Annotated in this window: 17 protein-coding genes, 1 pseudogene and 1 riboswitch; of the genes and pseudogenes, 6 read left to right on the top strand and 12 right to left on the bottom strand. The window is 52.0% G+C overall.

All coding sequences use genetic code 11. The annotated features are described in order from the left end of the window. Positions 1-900: 900 nt before the first annotated feature. On the bottom strand, positions 901-1,344 hold the full coding sequence (locus HPY71_02795; protein ID NPV52432.1) for a C_GCAxxG_C_C family protein: 444 nt from the start codon (positions 1,342-1,344) through the stop codon (positions 901-903). A gap of 213 nt (positions 1,345-1,557) precedes the next feature. Beyond that, positions 1,558-2,712, bottom strand: coding sequence for a laccase domain-containing protein (locus tag HPY71_02790; protein ID NPV52431.1), 1,155 nt, complete (start codon positions 2,710-2,712; stop codon positions 1,558-1,560). A 363-nt stretch (positions 2,713-3,075) separates the two neighbouring features. Between HPY71_02790 and HPY71_02785 the strand changes: the two genes are divergently transcribed. The 5 genes from HPY71_02785 to HPY71_02765 all read left to right on the top strand — a co-directional run bounded on the left by HPY71_02785 (position 3,076) and on the right by HPY71_02765 (position 9,946). After that, complete coding sequence (locus HPY71_02785; protein NPV52430.1) at positions 3,076-4,143, top strand: LacI family DNA-binding transcriptional regulator; 1,068 nt, start codon at positions 3,076-3,078, stop codon at positions 4,141-4,143. Between the two features lie 5 nt (positions 4,144-4,148). Then, complete coding sequence (locus tag HPY71_02780) at positions 4,149-6,416, top strand: hypothetical protein (protein NPV52429.1); 2,268 nt, start codon at positions 4,149-4,151, stop codon at positions 6,414-6,416. 315 nt (positions 6,417-6,731) lie between these two features. Next, positions 6,732-7,928, top strand: a complete 1,197-nt coding sequence (locus HPY71_02775; GenBank protein NPV52428.1) for an extracellular solute-binding protein — start codon at positions 6,732-6,734, stop codon at positions 7,926-7,928. Positions 7,929-8,098: 170 nt separating this feature from the next. Further along, positions 8,099-9,001, top strand: coding sequence for a sugar ABC transporter permease (locus tag HPY71_02770; GenBank protein NPV52427.1), 903 nt, complete (start codon positions 8,099-8,101; stop codon positions 8,999-9,001). A gap of 75 nt (positions 9,002-9,076) precedes the next feature. Next, entirely contained in the window at positions 9,077-9,946 is an 870-nt protein-coding gene (locus HPY71_02765; GenBank protein NPV52426.1) for a carbohydrate ABC transporter permease, read from the top strand. A 300-nt stretch (positions 9,947-10,246) separates the two neighbouring features. On the opposite strand, the gene HPY71_02760 is transcribed toward HPY71_02765, so the two are convergent. The 3 genes from HPY71_02760 to HPY71_02750 form a co-directional block, all read right to left on the bottom strand. Beyond that, the gene (locus tag HPY71_02760) at positions 10,247-11,059 is read right to left on the bottom strand and encodes an ABC transporter substrate-binding protein (protein NPV52425.1); all 813 of its coding nucleotides are present in this window, start codon (positions 11,057-11,059) and stop codon (positions 10,247-10,249) included. Between the two features lie 158 nt (positions 11,060-11,217). Then, entirely contained in the window at positions 11,218-11,877 is a 660-nt protein-coding gene (locus HPY71_02755; protein ID NPV52424.1) for an ABC transporter permease, read from the bottom strand. Then, positions 11,840-12,901, bottom strand: a complete 1,062-nt coding sequence (locus tag HPY71_02750) for a methionine ABC transporter ATP-binding protein (GenBank protein ID NPV52423.1) — start codon at positions 12,899-12,901, stop codon at positions 11,840-11,842. The genes HPY71_02755 and HPY71_02750 overlap by 38 nt, the downstream gene beginning before the upstream one ends. A 161-nt stretch (positions 12,902-13,062) precedes the next feature. Beyond that, positions 13,063-13,192, bottom strand: a riboswitch (SAM riboswitch). 517 nt (positions 13,193-13,709) lie between these two features. Here HPY71_02750 and HPY71_02745 point away from each other — a divergent pair. Further along, positions 13,710-13,892, top strand: a pseudogene (locus tag HPY71_02745) (PhoH family protein). A gap of 220 nt (positions 13,893-14,112) precedes the next feature. Here the strand turns inward: HPY71_02745 and HPY71_02740 are convergent. The 7 genes from HPY71_02740 to HPY71_02710 form a co-directional block, all read right to left on the bottom strand. After that, a complete protein-coding gene (locus tag HPY71_02740; protein ID NPV52422.1) occupies positions 14,113-14,793 on the bottom strand; it encodes a D-lyxose/D-mannose family sugar isomerase in 681 nt (226 codons plus the stop codon). A gap of 200 nt (positions 14,794-14,993) precedes the next feature. After that, complete coding sequence (locus tag HPY71_02735) at positions 14,994-17,639, bottom strand: hypothetical protein (GenBank protein ID NPV52421.1); 2,646 nt, start codon at positions 17,637-17,639, stop codon at positions 14,994-14,996. Positions 17,640-17,694: 55 nt separating this feature from the next. Then, positions 17,695-18,828 (bottom strand): hypothetical protein, encoded by a 1,134-nt coding sequence (locus HPY71_02730; GenBank protein ID NPV52420.1) that lies wholly within the window; start codon positions 18,826-18,828, stop codon positions 17,695-17,697. Positions 18,829-18,843: 15 nt separating this feature from the next. Next, complete coding sequence (locus HPY71_02725) at positions 18,844-19,830, bottom strand: hypothetical protein (protein NPV52419.1); 987 nt, start codon at positions 19,828-19,830, stop codon at positions 18,844-18,846. A 42-nt stretch (positions 19,831-19,872) separates the two neighbouring features. Beyond that, on the bottom strand, positions 19,873-20,730 hold the full coding sequence (locus HPY71_02720) for a carbohydrate ABC transporter permease (GenBank protein ID NPV52418.1): 858 nt from the start codon (positions 20,728-20,730) through the stop codon (positions 19,873-19,875). A 20-nt stretch (positions 20,731-20,750) separates the two neighbouring features. Beyond that, entirely contained in the window at positions 20,751-21,620 is an 870-nt protein-coding gene (locus tag HPY71_02715; protein ID NPV52417.1) for a sugar ABC transporter permease, read from the bottom strand. 83 nt (positions 21,621-21,703) lie between these two features. Beyond that, positions 21,704-23,014, bottom strand: a complete 1,311-nt coding sequence (locus HPY71_02710) for an extracellular solute-binding protein (GenBank protein ID NPV52416.1) — start codon at positions 23,012-23,014, stop codon at positions 21,704-21,706. Positions 23,015-23,320 lie beyond the last annotated feature (306 nt).

Here is a 23,320-nt window from a genome sequence, read left to right as displayed (position 1 = left end):
ATGCGTCAATCATGCGTAAATCATGCGCAATGCCAACTTTCTTGGCAGGCTACGTGCAGGGGTGCCAAATTTATGGGCAGTCATTCGTCCATCCTGCCAAGAATCTTGGCAGGATGTCCCGGTAAAGAGGTGAATGTGGCAACCTTCTTGGCAGGTTGAAGGTGAAGATGCCAAGATTCTGGGCAACTGCTCGCCCTTCCTGCCAATATTCTTGGCAGTTTGCCCTAGTCAAAGGTGAAAGTGCCAACTTTCTTGGCAGGTCGCGCGTAAAGGTGCCAAGATTCTTTGCAGTTTTGCCGCGCTCAGGGGTCAGCCTGCCAAATTTCTTGGCAGACGCCCATGCCGCCTTGGGCGGCACCAGCAGGGAATGAAAATGGCCTTAGCTGGGGTAATGTCTATTTTCTAGGTAGGATGGGAATTAGACTGCCAAGTTTCTTTGCAGGGTGGGGACGGTCTGCCCCGCCCCAACCTATTGCCTAGCGTCACAGCCGCAAATGGAAGTCCTTTAACAATGGAAGTCCATAGAAAGCCTACGGAAAGCCCGCACGCCTGGCCGAGGACTTGCCTAGCCGGGGGTTTACCTAGCCGATGGATTCTATCTGAGGGCCCCTGAATTAACATAACCATAAACATTCCCATAAATACCGCAAATGAGACCGTGCGAAAGCACCTCGTCACAGGGTTTGCGGACCCCGGCTTGAGGGTGGAGACAGGCGACGAGAGCTATGCCTGTTTATCCACTCGAATACTGAGACTGTTGACTTCCTCCAACCGGCTACCAATTTACCCACGCCCAACGACAATTTGCTAGGACTTTACTAAACTGAGCTGCCAGAAGCTAGAGAAAATCGACGTCGCCAAAAGCCGGAAAAAACCAACAGCCTAGAATAATACCTCGAATTAGGGCCGAGCCAGCTCGAGGGCCGTCCGCAGGACAAACTCCACATAATTGCAGCATTTCTCCTTATGAAGGCGGTTCTTGTATTCGGCCTTGCCCTCCGGCGTGGTAAAATCCACGCCTATGAGATCATAGCAGTTCTCTGAGCCAAAGGTTTCGCGGAACCCCTTGATGAGCTGCTGGACGGAGGAGAGCAGCGCACTCCTGTCATCGGAGATATTCTGCCGCCCGAACCTGGCGCCCAGGATCAATATCCCTCCCGCCACAGCGCCGCATAGGGACTTTGTATAGGATACCCCTCCGCCAAACCCCGTAGCGATCTTCGGTATCAGATCGCTCTCGATCCCCAGGGCCTTCATCCCCGTCAGTGTCACGGCCTCCGCGCAACTGAATCCCGCATCAAATACCCTTATGGCCTCCTGCACTTCCTTCTCAAATGACCTCAATTTGACGCCCTCCCATCCCGTTTATTGCTTCACATCAATCGCTTTACACCAGTCGTTTTGCACCGGTCGCTTTATGCCAGGCGTTTTACGCCGATCACTCTATTCCAACTTATGCCAAAAGTTTATACTGTCATTGGCAGCTAGATTTGCCGTTTACAGTTAGATTCAGTGGTGAAGCAATTGGGTTTAGTTATAGATTTGTAGATTCAGCCATCATCCTCGATACTGGGCTAAGGTCAGGATCGCCGCCATCCTACCCATCTCCGGCCCATCCCTGCGGTAGGAGAAGAAGACATCCCGGTGGCAGCACGTGCATATTCCCGATACAAAAATGTGTTCATGTGGCACTCCGGCGGCCAGGAGCTGAAGCCTGTTTGCCTCCCAGAGGTTGAGGTACCACTGTTCCCGGTTTTCCTGATCCTCCCGGTCTTCCTGATCTTCCCGATCCCCCTGATCTCCCCGGTCTTCCCGCTCATCCTCTTGATCCGGGCCTCCTCCACCACACTCTCTACTATGGCCGCCGCTATGGTTGCAGTCGCCGCCATGGTCTTCATGGTCTGCACAGCGGATTGCGCGGGGGATCACGAAGCTCGCATCAGCTATCCCTACACTCATCATCGCACCGGTCATTACACCGGTCACTGCATCAGCCACTGCCCGCGCTACATCCTGCCCCACCCGGTAACAGCATGGGCCTATCGAGGGCCCTATGCCCGCATACACATTTCGCGGGTCCGTGCCGAAAGCATCCCTCATCGCCTGAACGCCCTTTCGCGCTATCCCCAGAGCCGTGCCTCTCCATCCGGCGTGCATCAATCCTATCGCCCTTTCTACAGGGTCAACCAGGTAGACCGGCACGCAATCTGCGAAATAGGCTATGAGCACCACCCCTCCGGGTCCGCCGCGGGACTTCGTTATGAGCCCATCCGAGCGAGGGATTGCGGGGGCCCAAGGCGCCCACTCCTTTCCGCGATCAGCATCGGTAACCAGCGCGATCCTATCGCCATGCACCTGCTCCCCCGCGACCAGGCAGGACGTGGGGTGCGTGAGGCGGGGACATACGGGGCGCGCAGGGCGGCCCGCATATGGCCGCCTTTCCGAGCCGAGCCTTAAGTCGGGTCTTTGACCCGGTCCCTGACTGATGCGGGCCTGATCCCGGCTTTCGAGACCGAGGGCCGCAAGGGCCCGCCTTCGATTCTCAGCGACCGCCGCAGGGGCGTCACCAACATGGCACGCCATATTCAGCGTCGAATAAGGTCCGCGGCTCACGCCGCCGCGCCTCGTTGTAAACGCGTGAGCGACGATCCCGAGCTCCTCCAGTTGCGGGAAGACGTAAAATTCCACACCGTTTCTTTCTCGCAACTCCAATTTAATGACCCCCTAGTCCCCCACCTCTTAAATCCGCTGACCGGGAGATTATTATCAATGTTATCTTATCACATATGCGCGGCCAAATCGAACAAACCATGCACAACAAAATATGCGCGCTAGGTCGGGCAAGGATATACGGGTTACCCATCTCCAGCCTTATGTACGTGCCTTGTACATCGTGCCTTGTACATGCTATGATCAACTTCGCCGGCATGGAGTAACACCACATGTATTTAATAAATGTAGTCCAGTGTTTTAGTAAAAATTTTAGTTAACATTGAAGGAATTTTAGTTAAGGTACCGAATAGATAAAGTATCAGATGCGGTAAATCAAGATTTTAAGGTATGTGATATCTTAATATGAAACAATCTAGAACGAAACAAATTAAAACACCCCCTACGATCGACATCCTGGCGCAAAGGGCTGGAGTTTCGCCGGCTACCGTATCGCTTGTCCTTAATAATAAGGGCAAGGTAGCCGACGATACGCGACGGCACATCCTGAAAATCGCCGAGGAGCTGAATTATAAGCCTAAACGGCGTCGGAGTGCAATTCCGGATCACCGCCGTTATATTGAGCTCCTGATCGAAGAGCTTCCCATTCCTGTATTTGCCGATGGATTCTGCAGCGAGATAATCCACGGCGTTGAGACGGCCGCAAATGAAATGGGTTTTCGGTTGCTGCTATCCGTGATAAGGCGCGAGGATGATAGGTTGGAGCTTCCTCCCATCTTGAATCCTGATGAAATCCTCGGTCTGATCGTAATAGGCGGGGGAGACCTCGATGACGAGTATATTAAGCAGCTTAAAGACCGCGGCCTACCTTTAATTCTCGTAGATAATTACGTGGAGGGCGAGGAGCTGAACTGCGTTCTCAGTGATAACATCAGCGGGGGATATCAAGCAACCAAACACCTGATTGAGCTGGGTCACCGGCGCATCGGAATGATACGAGGGCCCAAAAAGTATAAGCCCCTCATGGAGCGCTATCAGGGCTACTTGCTCGCCCTTCATGAAAACGGGATCCCGGTGCAGCCTGAATTGATCCCGCCCAGGTTATCCCATGGTTTAAGAAAGGGCTATGATGAGATGTGCGCGCTTCTCGATCTCCCCGAGCCGCCTACAGCCGTATTCGTTGTGAGCGACAAGACGGCCATAAACGCGCTTCAAGCCATCAAGGACCGGGGCCTGCGAGTGCCTCAGGACATCGCCCTGGTTAGCTTCGATGACATAGCGGAGGCTCAAATCCAAAACCCGCCGCTCACGACCGTCCGCGTCGCCAAAAAGGAAATGGGGCAGCTCGCCGTCCAGAAGCTTCTGAGCCTCGTGCGCGGCGACCTGTCCTGCGCAAGCCGGACTGTCCTCTATACTAAGCTAGTTATCCGCGAATCATGCGGGATGCATCTAATCGAGATACCTGCGAGGTGAAAGAGGTGCCTGAAACAATATCTTTAAGCATCCCTCTAAACGGTACGTGGAAATTCAAGACCGATCCCGAAAATCTTGGCGAGTGCTACCCCGAGGAGTTAGTGAGGTTTTTCAACCTCGATTGCCGTTACATGGATGAGAACTACGACGATAGCGACTGGATTGATATATCCGTGCCCGCCTGCTGGCAGGCCCAGGGGTTTCAATATAACGGGGCGGCCTGGTACCGCAAAAGGTTCGACCTCCCGGTTTCAATCGAATCAAGGGACTCAGCCTCTAAAAAGGGAGTAGCTGGTAAACGCTTCAGACTACGCTTTTCAGGGGTCGATTATTTCGCGGATGTGTGGATTAACGGGTTTTACCTGGGCTCGCACGAAGGTTACTTCGCGCCATTCGAATTCGATGTGACCGAGTTCATTAAACCGCAAGACAACCTGCTCGTGGTCAGGGTGGATTCGCCCAACGACATACGAGTAAAGCATTCGATGGACCATGAGCAAAAAACCCTCATAAAGGGCGCCCTTCAGGATTGGGATGTCAATAACCTGGAGGTCAACCCGGGCGGCATTTGGAATGACGTGGAGCTGATCGTCAGCAATGATATCTACCTTGAGAAGGCGCGGGTCGATACGGGATTTGAGATGGCGGAGCCTGATCCAGGGGTATCTGATCCAGATGTGGCAACGATCCTCGCCACAATCGATGTGTTTAGCGCCGAAGGAAGGTCAGGGACCGTATGCTGCGAGATCAAGATCCAACCTGCGAACTTCCAGGGCGAGCCCACAGTCCATAAGACAACGCTGAGTGTGCCAGCAGCCAAATCCAGACACACTATCACAATAGAGCTTCCAAACCCGAAGCTATGGTGGACCTGGGATCTCGGCACGCCCAATCTCTATGACATTGAAGTTACAATCAGCCGGGCTGATACTGTTCTCGATAGATTTAAAACTCGCTTCGGAATACGGAAGCTCTCAAAGGGTGAGGGCTGGGCGACATTTCTAAATGGGAAGAGGATATTCTGGCGCGGCTCGAACTACCTTTCGGATCAGCTCCTCTCAAATATGGACCGTGCACGCTACGAACGAGATGTCAGGCTGGCGCGAGAGGCTAACATGAACATGCTCAGGACCTTCTGCGTGGTTGAAAAGCCGGAGTTCTACGACCTCTGCGATGAGCTCGGGATCCTCGTATACCAGGACTTTCCCATGCAGTGGCGCATGGCCAGGGGCAGCGACCTCGTCAGGCGGGCCATCCCCCAGATGCGTGACATGGTGGATCTGCTCTATAACCACCCATCTGTCGCCATCTGGTGCTTCGGGAGCGAGCCCGGCAGGGAGAACTTCGAGAAGCTGGGCATGGCGCTTGCCACCGAGTGCCGCCGCTATGATCAAACGCGGCTCGTTCAGCAGGCGAATGAATACCCGAACCACTGGGATATACTCGCCCTCAAGGATAAGTACAAATGGGATATTGACTTCCATTATTACAGCGGCTGGTACTGGGGCCCCGTGGAGGAGCTCCACAGCTTCGATAAAGCCTGGTTTGAGGTTGTTACAGAATACGGGGCCCAGGCTCTCCCCTGCAAAGAATCACTGGAGCGTTTTATACCGGAAGAGGTTCTATGGCCTCCCAAGTGGCGCACCTATAAGCATCATTGTTTCCAGGAGGATCTTCAGCTGAGGTGGATACAAAAGCCGGAGAGCCTGGACCAATTCATCGAAGACAGCCAGCGCTACCAGGCGTTCTTTCTGAAGTATCATACGGAGTTTTACCGGAAAATGAAGTTCCAGCCCTGCAATGGGGCGCTTCAGTTCTGTTTCAATGACTGCTGGCCGGCGATTACATGGTCCGTTGTAGATTACTATCGCAAGCCGAAGCCCGGCTACTATGCGCTGAAGCAGGCGTTTTCCCCCATTCACGTCATGGCCGACTGGCCGTCCGATCTTGCTCCCGGAGAGCCGCTGGATCTCGGTATCTATATAGTGAATGATTATTTGCGGCCTTTTCCGGGGCTCATAGTCGAATGTCGCCTTCTTTACAGGGGATCGGATAAGGAACAAGGTGAGGGTATTCTGGTGGCATCCCGGAGTTTCCTCCTGGATGTTGCAGAAAACTCCATAATTCTGGGTCAAAAATTCCATATGGAAAAGCTCAATGAGGTGGGTTTCTATAAGCTCGAACTAACCTTGAAGGATGAAAATGGAACCCTATCAACAAACGCGTATGAATTCAAGGTGGATCCCGGGGTCGAAAAGAGGGATCGGAGGTGATGCTCGGGTCATCAACAGGTATGGAGGTGGTAGATGGGACAAAATAAAGACAATAGCCGGCCTGCATGATGTGATCAAATGTCAGACGCCGACATGCATGTTAAAGATGATTCCCTGATGCCCAGACAGGGAAAGGCAGGATAAAAGGTGAAACTGCGGAGGTGTAGAAAAATGAATAAAACCGCTAAGAACAGGATCGTAAAGCCTATAGCTTCCCTTGTTATTATTATGGTGACGATTCTAACCCTAGGCCTGACTATAACCGCGTTTGCAGCAGCCAGGGTCACCCTCAATGTGGCTATGGAGGCTGGGCGCATGGCTGATGCTGCCAAGTCGGTTGTTCCCGAGTTCGAGAAGCTCTACCCGGACATAAGAGTGAATGTCGTCCCGCTACCCTACACGACCATGCAACAAAAGGTCATGACCGAGTTAACGGCTAAATCCGGAGCTTATGACATCATCGAATCGCATTTCCTCATGAATGTGCCCTTTGTCGCGGGTGATCTGCTGCTGCCCCTGGACAAATTCATTAAGGAAAGCAATATGGACTTCGGCGATTTTGTTAAATCAATGGCTGACCAGACCACGCTGGCCGGAAAGGCCTCGAAAATCAATCCCAAAGGTTCTATCTACGGGCTACCCTACAACTCAGATGTTATGATGTTCATTTACCGTGCAGACCTGTACAAAAAATATGGGCTCGGCGTGCCGAAAGACTGGAAACAGGCGGTCAACAACATATTAAAGATAAATGGCTCCGAAAAGGGCGTCTACGGTTTCGTCTTTTCCGGGGCCCGGACCGATAACAGTCATGCTATCTTTGACTTCTACAACATAGCTTTAAACCTCGGCGGCGCCCTCCCTATAAACGACGAATATAGCCCCAGAATGAACACACCTGGAAACCTGGAGGCTCTCAAGATACTCTATGACTTGGTCAACAAACACAAAGCAACCCCGCCAGGAGTTGAGGAGTATCGCTATGCCGAAAAGAATACCGCTATAGCACAAGGCAGAGCTGCTCATATGACCCAGTGGATGCTCTCCTGTGTAAAGTCGCTCGAAGATCCCTCAGAGTCGAGAGTGAGCGGCAAAATCGGGTATGCGGCTATGCCGGGCGGAAAGGCTATATCAGGGGGATGGACCGTCTCAATAGTTGGAACTACTAAACACCCCAAGGAGGCTTTCGAGTTCATCAAGTTCCTGACCAATAAGGAGAATAACTTGAAGCTCGCCCTCGAATTCGGCAACGGCCCCGTAAGAAAATCGGTTATCCTGGATCCTGCATTTAAGAAGGCCTATCCCTTTGCGCAGGCTCTGCTCGAGGGTCTCGAAGGTGGAATTAACATCTTCGCTGCCGCACCCGATGTCGCAGTATGGCCTGAATTAACGGATATCGTCAACTTTGCCCTGACCGATGGGATTTTCGGGAGGTTATCGCCTCAGGAGGCTCTGGTGCAGGCTGATAAGAAACTGAGAGAGGCTCTCCAGCAGGCGGGTTATGTCAAGTAAAGGCGGATATACCATCGATGAGGGATAAATCATTGGCGAGGGAGAGGTAAATACAGCAGCAGGCCCGTTCTCGTCTGCGTGACCGTATCATGAGAGGCCGGAACGCCGGAACGGGCCTGGGCCGCTAATCGTTTCCTTCGGTCGACCCGGCAGAGGAGGGAACCGCGACGATGAGAGATGCGGTAAAGAGATCATCAGGCTTCGCGGAAAAGAGGATCGTCATATTATTCATAATGCCAACCATCATAACCCTGGGCTTGGTCCTGTTCTTTCCCCTTCTTTATTCGCTGACGATCAGCTTCTACCGGTGGAGCGTGGCCAGGCCGTTTTTGGGGAAAACGTTTGTGTTCTTCCAAAACTATTCGAAAGCGCTGACGGATCCGGCCTTTTTGGTGGCCATTCGCAATACCTTTGTATTTACCTTCTTCGCGGTAGCGGTGGAGCTCATTTTAGGGATTGCGGTCGCCCTGCTCCTCCAGGGGAATTTCAAGGGGAAGACATTCTTTCAAACCGCCCTGTTCTTACCTGTCGTCACCACCCCTGTCGCTGTAGGCATCATATGGCGGATATTGTTCCTTACAGATGTCGGACTCATACCTTACCTATTCCAGTTGGCCGGGTTTGAGAGGGTTACGTTCCTTAGCTCCCCTGTTCTCGCTATGGTGGCGGTCATATTTGTCGATATATGGCAGACAACCCCCTTTGCCTTCACGTTAATCCTGGCAGGTTTATCATCCCTCCCATCTGAGCCGTATGAGGCGGCGCTGATCGACGGTGCGACCAGCTCGCAGCGTTTCTTCTACGTTACCTTACCCCTGCTCAAACCCGTTATTGTCGTAGTCTTGCTTATCCGCGTCATGGACGCATTTCGCGTTTTCGATACAATTTATATCCTGACAGGCGGGGGCCCGGGATCTGCAACAGAATCCGTGAGTACATTCACAGTCCGGACGGCATTCCAGTATTTCAACACCGGTTACGCGTCCGCCCTGGCCTATGTAGTCTTTATTATAATCGCTGTCATGAGCTACCTGATGATTAAGGGATTCAAGATTGAAGCCTCGGAGCTATGAAGCCTTGGAACTATGATGAAACGCAGGACAATAATCCACTGCCAACAGCTGCGTTGATAGGAGGCGTAGAGCAAAGTGATCATGAAAAGCTCCGGAAACCCCGGAAAGATGTTAAAGCCGCCATCCCGCTCCTCATTCATCGGGGCGCTCCGCTATTCTATACTTATAATCCTGACGTTCATTGCGCTTTTCCCCCTTATCTGGCTCTTTATGACATCGCTCAAGAATGAAATAGACATCTTTGCAAGGCCGCCGGTTCTGGTTTTCCAGCCGACGTTCCAGGCCTACAGGTATATCATAAAAATGGGCTTCCTTGAAAAGTACTTCCTCAACAGTTTGATAGTAGCAACGCTAACCGTCGCAGTCTCGTTGATCATCGGAGGATTGGGGGCATATAGCCTGGCCAGGTTCCGGTTCGCCGGAAATTCCTTTTTGGCTTTTACCATCCTCGCGTCACGTATGCTACCCGGCGTCGTCCTGGTTATCCCGCTTTATCTGCTTATGCAGAGGTTCAAGCTGACCAACACCAGGACGGCCCTCATCATCGCCCACACAGCGTTCAACCTGCCCTTCGTCGTGTGGATATTGAGAAGCTATCTTGCAAGCATACCCAGGGAGCTTGAAGAAGCTGCCATGATCGACGGGGCCAGCAGGTTGCTCGCCATCCGCAAGGTTATCGCCCCGCTGTCAACCCCGGGCATCATTGCCACAGCCATGTTTACGTTTTTGTTGTCATGGAATGAATTTCTCTTCGCATTGAACCTCACCTTCTCGCCGGAAGCGCAAACCATGCCCGTAGCGGTGACGGGATTCATAAGCGCCAGGGGCATAGCCTGGGGCGAGCTCTCCGCAGCCGCTACCGTCATGCTCCTACCCGGGCTAGTCTTCGGCATTTTCGCCCGCAAGTATATCGTTAGCGGCCTTACAAGGGGGGCTATCAAATAAGACGGGTGGTTGGGGCATCAGAAATGATGACCAGCCCGGGTGTTACGCCCGCACCGTAAATATTGAAAAGTACAACAGGGTCATCCGGCATGATTTCCTCCAGCGTAGCAGGGTAGCAGGATACCTCCATTCTACGCTAGCACCGGGAACCGGGAGGCCACCGTCAGGCCCCTCCACCCTGATAGGGTTGAGGGTTAAAGAGCACGAGTACGGCCGGGACCGGGCCGGAACCCCTCGGGGCCGCCCGGGGCCGCTCGAGATTGCTCGGGACACCGCACGGGACGCCGCTCAGGATACCAGCTAAAAGGCCGGGACAATATCCCCTTTATAGTTCTTGAGGATATACTCCCTGACCGTAGTACTTGTCAGGGCCCTGGCGAGCTTCTGCAGAGCCGGGTTGTTCTTATCCTTCGCACGCACTGCCAGGATATTTACGTATGGGGATTCGCTATCCTCCATAAACAGGGCGTCCTTAGTCGGGACCAGCTTCGCCGGCAGGGCGTAATTGGTATTGATCACTGCGATATCCACATCCGCGAGCGCCCTCGGCAGCTGGGCCGCCTCCAGGGGTCTGATCTGCAAGCCCTTGGGGTTCTTGGCGATGTCTAGCTCGGTCGCAGAGAGCCCCGCACCCTTGCGAAGCTCGATCAGCCCGGCGCGCTGCAGGAGAAGGAGAGCCCTGCCACCGTTGGTGGGATCGTTGGGGATGGCCACTATAGCCCTGTTTCTCAAGTCCTTCAGGGATTTAGTTTTACGGGAATAAATACCCATTGGTTCAATATGCACCTTGGCGATATAGGTAAGGTCCAAGTTATGGTCCTTGCTGAACTGCTCGAGGTAAGGGATGTGTTGGAAGTAGTTTGCATCCAGCTCCCCTTCTGCCAGGGCAAGATTGGGCTGGACGTAATCCTGAAACTCGATGATTTGCAGGGTAATGCCTTCCTTTGCTAATATGGGTTTAATCAACTCCAGGATCTGAGCATGCGGCGTCGGCGAAGCCCCAACCTTCAACACGGTTGAAGCCATCACCGGGGCCGGGGCCTGACCACCTACCCCTGCCAGTAACCCTACCACCAGCGCCAATAATAGTGTGAAGAACAACGTCTTTTTCATCGAAGATCTGCCTCCTCTGTTTCTTGAATCGTCAAGCTTATCCCGTAAGTAGGTCATCCAATAAGTAGATCGCCCAGTAAATAGATTCTGGTAGACCCCGGTGCGGTAAGTTATAGACTCCGGTAGATTTACCCACCTTGCCTATCTTGTCTGTCAGGTTATCGACGACTCAGACGTCTTGCAAGCCAGTCTCCCAGGGATTGAATGCCCTGGACTAATATCACCAAAACGAGAACCGTGGCCAACATGATGTCGCCACGGAACCGCTGGTACCCGTAGCGAACGGCCAAATCGCCCAGCCCACCTCCCCCGACCGCCCCTGCCATGGCAGAGTAGCTGACCAGGCTAACCGCGGTAATAGTCAGACCCAGGACCAGTCCGGACATGGCCTCCGGGACCAGGACCTTAGCGATAATCTGCCATGTGGTAGCCCCCATAGCCTGGGCGGCCTCGATCACACCCCACTCCACCTCCAGGATCGCCGATTCCACCACCCGCGCAACAAAGGGGATTGCGCCCACCGTCAGAGGCACCATGGCACCGGTGGTTCCAATAGACGTCCCTACCAGCAGGCGCGTAAATGGGACGATGGCTACCAGCAGGATGATGAATGGGATCGAACGCCCGGCATTGATGGTCACCGATAGGATATTATGTAAGGCCGCGTTCGGGCGAATATGTCGCGGGCCCGTAATTACAAGCAGGACACCAAGAGGCATCCCGAAAAGGGCAGAAAGCGCCAGAGAAACCCCCACCATATAAAGTGTTTCCCACAGTGCTTCAACCAGCAGACTCCAAACCCGTGGGTCCCACACCATTCAACACCTCGATCTTTAACCCCTGGTCGGCAAGATACTGCAATGACCCCTCAACATTATCATCTGGTCCAACTATCTCTATGATCAGCGAACCAAAAGGCGTCTCCTTGATGAGGTCGAGGTTAGCATAAATGATATTGACATCAACATCAAACCGGCGGATCAGCGAAGAAATGACCGGCTCGCCGGCCGACTGGCCGATAAACGAGATCCGGACCGTCTTACCGACACATCCCTCGCGATGCACGATCAGCTTCCGCTGCCTGATCTCTTCCGGGACCTCGGTGTGCAAGACGCCCTTGATGAACCGCCGGGCCGTGCTAGTGCGCGGGTTAGCGAACACCTCGACCACGGGGCCATTCTCGACGATCTGCCCGTTTTCGATTACCGCCACCGTGTCACAGATCTCTTTGATTACATTCATCTCGTGGGTGATCAGCACGATGGTTAACTCCAAACGCCGGTTGACGTCCCGCAGCAGATTCAGGATGGATTTGGTCGTCTCAGGGTCGAGGGCCGAGGTCGCCTCGTCGCAAAGGAGGACCCCGGGGCGATTAGCCAGCGCCCTGGCAATCCCCACCCGCTGCTTTTGCCCACCACTTAGCTGTGAAGGATAAGCGTAAAGCTTATCGGAGAGACCAACCAGGTCGACCAGCTCCTTGACCCGTTTCCGCAGCTCGGCCCGGTCCACTCCTGCCACCTCCAGGGGAAAGGCCACATTACCAAAGACTGTGCGTGATGAAAGAAGGTTAAAATGCTGAAAGATCATGCCGATTCCCCGCCTGGCTTCCCGCAGTTCCCGGCCATTTAGCTTCGTAATGTCACGGCCTCCGATCTCTATGGTCCCGCGCTGTGGCACCTCCAGTCTATTGATGCACCGGATGAGGGTGCTCTTGCCCGCCCCGCTCAACCCGATAATCCCAAAAATCTCACCCTTCTTAACCTCCAGGCTGACGTCACGCAGGGCGACAACCTGCCCGTCACCGTGCCCGTAAATCTTGGTGACGTTATCCAACCGAATCATCATATCTCTTGTATCTGCCATCCAGGATCCTGCCGCCTCTCTTTGCCTTTCCCTATCGTCATGTTCTACCGTCGTGCAGCATCTTCCCCTCGCCGCGCAGTAAAAAACCCCTCCTAGCAGCAAAAAACCTCTTCGACAAGAAGAGGTTAGTACGGTCCCTCCTCTTATCTCCCAGGATGCACCCATCCTGCAGGAATTGGCACATTCCCAGCGCCGGGCGCGGCACGGTGCCGGACGCCGGTTGTTGCCGAAGGCTCATCGGGCCCGTCCCTCCCCTTCTCTAGATAAGAAGACCGGTTTAGCAAGGTTTTAGTAAGGCATTTTATTGGGTTGATATAAATATTACACGACGGGTCTTCACCTATCAATGAGTCTTTCGAGCCCCTTCAAGTTCCTTCCAGGTCCTTCAAGCCTTTCAGACCATCTAAGCACATTTTTTCATAACGTGCATAAGCCCAGGGATGGAGATGCCACCTCAATCCACGATACCACGCCTTGGGAATGGCTGGATTGAAACCTCGGTCGTCATCGTTGCTCCAGGTCCATCTATATATCCCCTGTCTTATGCGCGATATGCATTTTTCCATGATGCAACGGGAAGCTGTGTCACTCAGGCTCTCCGTTAAACCCCCTTAGACCTGCTTCAAAGGGCAAGCAAGCCTGGTCCCCAATTACTGTTCTCCAATTCCTGTTCTATAGATCGATGGCCTGAAACGACGGGAAGACGAGGTGGGCCCGGAACGCGCGAAAGATTTCCCGGCTACTTGATAACCGGCGTCCAAGAGGAAGCCTCTCGCAGGAGATCGAAGAGGGATCGAAGCTGGTCCTGACTGGAGACCCTTACCAGATTAATAGCCCCTATCTTGATTCCTCCAGCAACGGGCTGGTCCATGTGGTGGAAGGGTTCAAGGACCAGCCCATAGACGGGCATGTGACCCTGGTCAAGGGTGAACGCTCGGAGCTTGCAGATATAGCAGCGAGGGTGCTCTAACCAACCGCGCCACATACACCACACATAAGAGTAAGAATTCGCCATGTTCCGCAAAATGAGAGATGCCGCCTGCCCCCATGGTCAAAATCGGGACGCAGGCGGCCTAACCATGCCCGGCCTAACCCCGCTAGTCTTGCCGCTACTACTTTTGCTCGAAACGCTTAAAAGTCGCCCGGCATGCTGGCATACGAATTTACTTCTAAACCTTTATTTTGCGGGCTTACTCAGCCTCCGGGTACTCATTCGAGAGAAGATATAACGGTGGCTCATCCTCCTCGATGCTTGGAAATCTCCCGACCCTCTCGAGAAAGCGGTTATCAACCCTGTCATCATTCATCTTTGACACCTCGCCGAGCAGGACCATGCCCGTACCTTTCTCGCCCCAGAACTTGTGGTATACACGGGGAGCGAACGTAATGCTTTCACCAGGGGTGAGCCGGACGATCGTGCCGGCCGGGTCGGTATAGTTCCTCCCATCCTGCGAGATCAAGACTGGTGTATCGGCGAGCTCATCATTCTCAGTTGAATTATACAGCTGCACCAGCAGGTTCCCGCCTCCACGGTTTATGATATCCTCCATCTTTCTCCAATGGAAATGGAAAGGGGTCACCTGCTCTTCTTCTACTATCAAGAGTTTTTCAGCATATGGCTTAATATACTTCTCCATGTTGAAATTCCCGTTACGGAGTGTAAACATCAAGAGGCCCACCCTATGGTAATCCCCGCTCCCGAAGTCGGTTATATCCCATCCCAGCATATTGTCCCTGATCTCGTCATACTCGTGGCCCTTATCCTTCCAGTCCTCCGGGGTCCAGTAGGCAAACGGCGGCAGGGCGAAGTTCATCTTTTTGATAAATGCTACCCCTTCTCGCATGATCTTATTTAGCTCTGAACGCTTCACCAGCAATTCCCCCTCTTACCTTACCCTATTTTTCGGTATCGGTAGTAGTGCCTCATAGAGTAGTAGCGCCATATAAAATAGATTGGTTTACAACGCTATCTCTATCCCTTTCTAGCTTCAAGGCCGCACCTACAGACCCATTCCTTGAAGGCTCGGAAAACCGGATGAATAGGTGAGTCTAAGCCTTGGCTGAAGTTAAGTCATACTTGGCCAAGCTGAAACCGTAAGGTGATTATCTTCTTGGCCGGGACGGTCAGATATGCCTTGTTGTCAATTTTCGATAGAGCAATGGTCTGCTCAACCGGGATCTCGGCTAGACTAACCTCCTCAACATCATAGACTGGCCAGAAACATTCTATCTCAACAGGACTCGCCTCATCAGAGATATTATATACTCTCAGGATTACATAATCGCCATCTTCCGCCTTCTTATAGGCGCTCGCCAGTGCCCCTTTGACACGGCAAAAAGATAACTCCGTGGGTAGAGCGCCTCCTTTATTGGTCGTCGCATCCACAGCACGCATGGGAGCGCTAAACTCCTGGCCTGCTCTATGGATTTCGGGAAGAGAGACAGCCATTGGATCGTGGGGATAAACAGCATATTCGAAAGCATGCTTGCCCAGGCATTGAGCAGTAGGGGTAGGCAACCCGGGGCCGCAGGGACACCCATTCCTCTCATCCAGGCCCTCCTTAGATAAATAACCAATGCAGCGCAGGAGAGTTACACAGAGAGCAGGCTCGGGTTCATCTGTTGCTTCATATTGTATGAGGCCTTTATTCAAAATGGCGAGACCGCGACCCTGCCCGCGTAGAGCTACGAAGTTGCGCTGAGGATGAGTTGGACTTGGCTTCTCAAGCCAACCCGGTCTGACCGGCACCTCCACATCCCGCGCGAGAATATCGAAGTGACCATCCACATAAACCTGCCTGGCGGCAATTTCTGGCCGGAAGATTGCTCGTAAACGATGGTCCTTAGCCCTGTTATCGAATTCAGTTCTCACCGTAACATAATGAGCCCCGGCATTCAAGGAAATGTAGATCGATAGAGGACAGAGCACATCCTCAGATGCACGAGAGCGGTCATCAGGTGACGCAAATGCAGGCAACATGAAGTCCACATCAACGCGGACCGTAGCCCTGACAGGGCCGCTCTCCACTATGGTATAACGGCCCGCGCTACCTAGATTAGTAACCAGGCGATCGGCCGCAGGGGCTTGGTAAGTATAGTTATCGCCAACATCCCCACCATCCTCTAGGATATTACAGTTCCCGTATACCTGACCGGTTATCTTATCTGTGAGGGTGAAATGGCCACCATCATGAATATCTACCCTCAAAAACTCATTCTCGAGAGTCCGGCCCCTGACCGTAACGAGACTGGTAAAGGTCGGCTTTTGGTCTATAGGGACGGGCTCTACCTTATATGCCCTGTACCCAAAAGCCGGGATATCTTCTGCCAGCATATCTAGATGATAACGGCGGACAGGACCGGTTGGTTGCTGCCCATCCATAATGCCACGCTCGCTTTGATACTTGACGAAATCTACGGATCCCGTGATCTGGAAGGGGACATCCTTACCGTCGCGCGTTATATGGAAGGCCATTATGTTATCAGCCTCGGCGAAATCTATGGTGGCATCCACCACGCCAGTCCGGTTCCAGCTACAGGGGTTGAAAACGATAAAGGCCCTTCTCCATTCAGGGGCATCAATGTGACTGGCCAAGCTATGCGAGGCGATTGCCACCAGCCGCTCGCCGATTTCCTGGGCGTGTTTATAACGATTTAGTACATCAACTGTCACTTCATCAACGTGGGCACCATAGATATCATCGTGAAAGTTATTTTGCAGGTCGTATCTCCACGCGGCCTGGAGTAAACGCTGAGGATATTTATCGCCAATAAGCCACGCGCTAGTGCAAAGGGGCTCCGCATATTTTTCGAGTAACACCTCGGTTTTGACATTTTCCTGTTTGATAGGTACACGCGTCGATTGAATGCCTGGCATGAGTAGAGACGTCTCAGTACGCCTCATCTCTCCCACATGCACATCCGGATTGCTTAGCTCTCCCCTAACAGCCTTTATATACTCTAAGATGTTAGAGTGCTCTAGCTCAAAGCCGGGCTGCCTATTCTTGATCTCCTCTATAATAGCCGGGAGCTGTCGATGTGGCTCCTCATGGTCGCCGCCATTCATCAATAACATAAACCTCGTAGCATTCCTGCTTTCCTGTCTTGCTTTGAGTTCCTGGATCTTTCGGAATGTGTACTCGGCATCGTCAAACAGGAAAAGATGAGTCCCATAGGCCCATGGTAAGTGTAAAGCTAATACCTGAGAGCCGTCCGGGCTCTCCCATAAAAACTCGGTCTTAGCTGTCTCCGGATATCCGGCCACCCCGCGCCATACAACGGCACTATCGATCCCAAACCCTCTAAGAATCTGGGGCATTTGGGAGATATGCCCAGCCATATCCGGCAGGTATCCGACTCTCATAACTCCTCCATATTCCTGGGCTATCCTGGTACCTAACAGCAAGTTGCGGATGTGGGCCTCCGGTCCAACCATATATTCATCGGGCATGATAAACCAGGGCCCAACAAGAAGCTTACCTGCCTTTACCAACCGCTTTATCCTCTCCCGATTCTCCGGGAAAAGCTCGAGATATGATTCCAGGGGACTTACTTGGCCGTCAAACATGAACGAATGATATCCTGACACGTTCTCGAGGATGTCCAGCAGTTTGTCCATGAGATCCACGAGGCGCATGCGATACTCCTCAAAGGTAGAGTACCATTCAGGATCCCAGTGGGTCTGAGAGATAACCATGATGTGATCGATTTTAGACATAATGGCGCACCTCCTACCTAGTTTTTGTAAATTGCTCATCAATCACCGGGCTCCGCTATTTAATCCCATATTTCTTGCCGGCAGCGACCAGAGTCTTAATATTCTCCTCTGGGGTAAGCGGTGAAACCTGATCCCCCGTGCTGAGAATAAATGGGTAATTGCTAGCAGCCTCGATACATTCACGTACTTCCCGCTCTACATCTTCGGGCGTACCTGTGAGCAAAGTAGCAGTAGTCGATATATTGCCCATGAAACCAAGAGAGGGCTTAATCTCCTCGCGCACCTGGCGGAGGTCTTCGATGTCTCCCCCTGGAGGACGCTCCAAAGGACAGACCATTTCGATCCCTAGGTTCGCTATATCTGGGAGCAGCGCCCGGCAATGGCCATGTAGATGAATGTGGACCGGTTTGCCGTGAGAGTGCGCAACATCGGTAATGGCCTTTACTGCAGGAAGGTTCCAGGTTCGCCACATATCTGGCCCAACTACATTTGCGGTTGTGGCACCGGTAGCTATGAAGATAAAGTCAGGAGCTGTCTTCTTCAGGATGGCTTCGGTTAATTCGGCTCGATGGCGAGCATAGCGCTCTCTAACCTGAGCGAAGAAATCCGGGTAATCATAAAGATCGTAGATGGCCTGTTCCATGCCGCCCTCTCGCGCGTCAGCTAACATATCCGTGAATAACCCACCAATCACCGCTGGAACCACCGCATCCTCCCCGACCGTTTCCAGACATTGGTCAAAATCCGAGGTGTCCAACCCTGAGGGATCGCAAAAAAACACTTCTTCGTAGGCGCGCCAATCGCGTTCGATATCCTTCACAGGCCGCTCAATATCCCACGCCGCCCCATCCGGCGGATGTAAGCACCGGCTGGTCAAGGTCCCATATTCGGTATAATAAGTGGTGCATATGCTAAGCCACCCCTCTCCATTTAGATGGCGTTCTTCCACCTTCCTGACATTCTCATTCTTCCATGTAAGCTTGGGCGCAACGCGTTGATCGATGCCATAGTACCTACCTACCTGCCACTGCCAGTACCAGAATGGCTCCTCTATATCATAAAATGGACGGCCACTCATCCGGGCCGGGATCAGGTACCAGAAGCAAGGCATAACCGGGATGCGATCCGGTTTTTCCCCCCGGTAGACGGACATAACACGTTCCTTAGGCGTCATCTCGTTTCCGCCCATTATTCTCTCTGCCTCCTAATCTATAACGCCAAATCCTACACATTTACGATATTTAGCGATCGTATCAATCATGGCCCGGTAGTTTTCAGGCTTAACATAATTAGGGATGCTATTACTACTGGAAATGATATAACGCCCACCCGGGGCCAATTGAGACAAACGAAGCTTGACTTCATCTGCCACCTCGGATGGGGTTCCGCGTGCCAGTTTGTCCACTGCTACGTTGCCCACTACGGTGATACGATGGCCATACCTCTTTTTAAACTCAACGATGTCAACCGACTCCGGCTCTAACGGATGGATGGCGTTCATCCCTAGAGAAAGAAGGTCTTCAACCAAAGGCAATATATTGCCATCGCTATGGAAAATCCATGGAACCGTGATGGCCGCCGCTACCGGTCGGATGACCGGCAGTATCCAACGGCGAAATAGGTCCGGTGAAAAGAAGGGCCCGCCTTTCCACGCTATATCGTCGCCCACCCAGATGAAATCGACTCCAAGGTCAATAGCCTTCTGAATGACGCTCTTAGCCCAGGTCGCGTATTTCTCGATTGTAGCACAAACGACTTGGGGACAATCATATAAAGCAAAAGCAAACTTATCAAGACCGACGCTATTGATTACAGCATCAACCCCGAAACCCAGTAGAATGTTAACCGCCAGGCCATTCGCATGAGCTGAGGCAACCAACTCCTGCAAAGGCTGCAGAAAATTCACCTCCTCAACATCAGGAAGCTTAAATTCCTGAATCTCGTTAAATGAAGCTATACGGTGGCCCAAAAAAGCCTGCCCGGCGGCAGTTGCCTCGCGCTTGACCGGAATCGGGGCGAACATAAAAAGCGGAACGTGATCCCGGCCGCATTGTAGCGAGACTTCCACCTCAGATGAACACGAACCAAATAGTGTCGCTACGATCTGCTCGTCGATTTGAGACTCATAATAAGGGACACAATCGCATGCCTTTCCAGTCAAAGCTGCTATAATCCGTTCGCGTCCTGTCATGAGCGTCCCAGCCCCCAATCCGGTCTTTTGGTCGCATCGTTCCTAGTATTTCAATCCGGTCAGCGTCAAGCCCTGAATGAAATTCCTTCGGGCAAAGGCATATACGATTATCACGGGTATTGTGGCAATGGCAGCGCCAGTTATCACCGCATCATAACGAATCCCATACTCCCACTGTAACGTGGCAACGCCCAGGGTCAATGTGCGCATCTCGGGACTCATGGTAACCATTAGCGGCCAAAATAAGTTATTCCATGACCACATAAAGCTGAAAATCCCTAGCGCGGACGCGGCCGACTTGGAAAGAGGGAGGATTACACGATAGTAGATCCACCAGTCGCTTGCGCCATCTATCCTTGCGGCTTCCAACAAGGCATCAGGAATTCCCTCCATAAACTGGCGCATCAGAAATATGCCAAAGGCACTCACGCACATGGGAACTATTAGCCCGGCATATGTATCAATCCAACCCAAATCCGACATTAGCATATAAAGGGGGATTACGATCACGGCGAAAGGAATCATCATGGAGCTCAATATCAAAAGGAAATAGACCTCCTTCCACCGGAACCGGTATTTGGCGAACACAAAACCTGCCAGAGAACTCGTAAACAGGATGAGCAGGGTAGTTGCGGTTGATACTATCACACTGTTTAAGAAATATCTCCCAAAATCGAGTTTATCAAGTAGTTCCTGATAGGTAGCCAGAGTAAACCTACGGGGGAAAAAGGTCAATGGAATCTGAATAATCTCAGTCGCCGATTTAAAAGATGATAGAAAAAGCCATAGGAAGGGGATTAACATAAGTAGGCTAACAAGTATAGCCACAAGCTGCCAGACTGCATCCCAGAAACGGAACTTGCTATTATATCCGTTCTTGTTAAATGAAAGGCCTCTCATTTCATCACCCCCACGTCAAATCAGTAGCGCCACTGCGGCTTTAGTGCACGCATCTGTAAAAGGGTGAGGCCGATAATCATGAAAAACATGATAACGGCCGCCGCAGTGGCGTAACCGACTCGCATGTGAAAAATACCGTACCTATAAATGAAATAAGCGATCACGTAAGAGCTCGTACCCGGCCCGCCCTGGTTTGTCATTACAGCAATTCTATCAAATACCTGGAATGCTCCGATTAGTGTGGTAACAACCACAAATAACGTCACATTGCCCAAAAGGGGCAGTGTAACTTTGAAAAAACTCTGCCAGCCAGTCGCCCCGTCGATCTTAGCCGCTTCTTCGAAATCCACAGGAATATCCATAAGTCCCGCCAGGAAAATAACTGTTCCATAACCCAACCCCTGCCAAATATCAGTAGCTACTATTGCATAAATGGCCTGTGCCGGATCGCTCAAGAATCCCTGGGGAGGTAACCCTAGCATCTTCAAAATGGTATTAAAAAGCCCAAAGGTCGGCTGGTAAAGCCACCTAAACAGCACGCTCATGGCAGCTACAGCGCATACTGCAGGAAGGAAGATGAAAAACAGATGCAGGTCGCGCCCCCTCTTCAATCTCATAAGTAAGACCGCCACGGCAAGACTGAGGGGGACCCCGATCGCGGTTTTAAAAAAAACATAGATAATGGTATTCCAGAAGGATTTGATAAAGACATAGTCATTTAGAAGCTTTATATAATTGCGTAAACCTATGAATGGGCTAAAAGACGGGTCGATTACATTCCACTCATAGAAGCTGGTCCTGAATGAGTTGATTACCGGCCAAACCAGAAAGACAACGTACCAGCAGGCAATTGGCACTAATATAAGAAAAGGAAATGATCGGCTACGCATTTCTAAACCTCCCGTGATTTGGGTATCGGGGGTAACCGCCGATGGCAGTTACCCCCTGGCCTCCCATACGACGGATGAGAACACTACCATTGAAGTTTCGGCTTCGGGGCATTGGGGTAACGGTCGCGGAAGCGAGCAACAGCCTCGTTAGCATCCTTCGTCATCTTCGCGAGTCCCTCATCGAGGCCTAGGCTTTTGTGCTCAATTGCATCCATCGTCCGGTAGAAGCTATCCTTGATCATGCTGTCATTGCCAAAGGGACCCCAGAAGCGCATGTTCGGTAAGTGCTTCAGGAGAGGCATCAAAAAGCTACGCTCAGGATTCTTATAATACTCAGGCTTTGCAAGCTCTCGTAATGGCGATATACCGGGATTCTCCTCCAAGAAAAGCATCTGGGCCTCTTTCGTCTTCAGGAACTTGATAAACTCCAGGGCCTCTGCTTTATGCTTGCTTCCCGCCCAAACGGCCAGGTTCCAGGTGTCAATATGGGTGAAAATCGGTTGACGTCCTTTAACGAAAGAGGGCTTAACAACTAATGTGAAGTTTAAATCAGGATAAATAGTCTTCGCGAATCGAACGTATTCGGCCCACATGAAAGCCATAGCCGCAACCTTCTGCGACAGAGCATCAAAACTGTCGGGTAGATCCAAACTGTCGACTTTATATTTATGGTGGAGATCATAGAAGAACTCGATCGCCTTCTTGGACTCCGGGATTGTAAAATCGAACTTGCCGGTTGCGTTGTCGTAAAACTTCCCGCCCTGTTCGGCGATGAAGTCCCAGGCGAAGACGCTGTTGTTATATTCCCTGCAGCTCAAGCCAGCTCGAATTAACTTGCCAGAAGCATCGATCTTTGTAAGCTTCTTAGCATAGTCCAGCATCTGGTCCAGGCTCTCGAATTCTTCCGGGATAGCCAATCCAGCTTCCTTCAGGAAGTCCACATTAACCACCAAACCAGCATCTCCTATTGGATCCGGAATCCCGACAGCGTATACCTTATCGAACGGAGCCTGCAGGTAGTATTCCGGCCAGTGCTTGGCCTTGAGCTCTTCGACCGAGAGCACATCCGCCGGGAAAGGCTCTATCGCCCTGGCAAGCACCATTTCCATCATATCCTCAGCCCGTGGTGTGAACATATCCGGCGCGTTCTTGGCCGCCAGGGCCGCCTTTATTTGTGTAGGGAGGTCGGCCTGGGGCTGCACTTTAATGGTAATGTTTGGGTGCTTCTCGATAAAAGCCTTCGCGACCCTCTCGAAACCGTTCTTATGGAGCTCAAAAGAGAGACACCAGAGGGTCAGAGTCACCTTTTTAGGTGCAGCAGCGACGGGCCATATTAAACCTGCCAGCAGGATAACGCATAGAAGTGAACCCCACAGTATCGCATGCCTTTTCATACCAAGCCTCTCCTTTCCGTAATCTTCCCGGGTCAATGACCCTCTTCAAAGTGATGACCTGTCTACTCGCCCGTCCTAACCAAGAAAGACTTCTCCTTGCACGTTGCAGTTTCTCTATCACCTCCTTTTTACACCATTATACGGACGCTACTCGTGCCGTGAGTGATGGTTGCCAATATAGTCTCTAAACACGAGGTAATCCTTTATCATTGGTCGAAAGGTTTTACATTATATAATCGTATAAATTTATTGGGGTTTAGCTGGATTTTTGCTAATAAATCATTATATTTTAGTCCATCGTTTCGA

This window comes from Bacillota bacterium, from assembly GCA_013178125.1.
In the GTDB taxonomy this organism is placed as follows: domain Bacteria; phylum Bacillota; class SHA-98; order Ch115; family JABLXJ01; genus JABLXL01.
The sequence above is the reverse complement of the archived record's forward strand: the minus strand, read 5'-3'. Positions and strand labels throughout refer to the sequence as shown.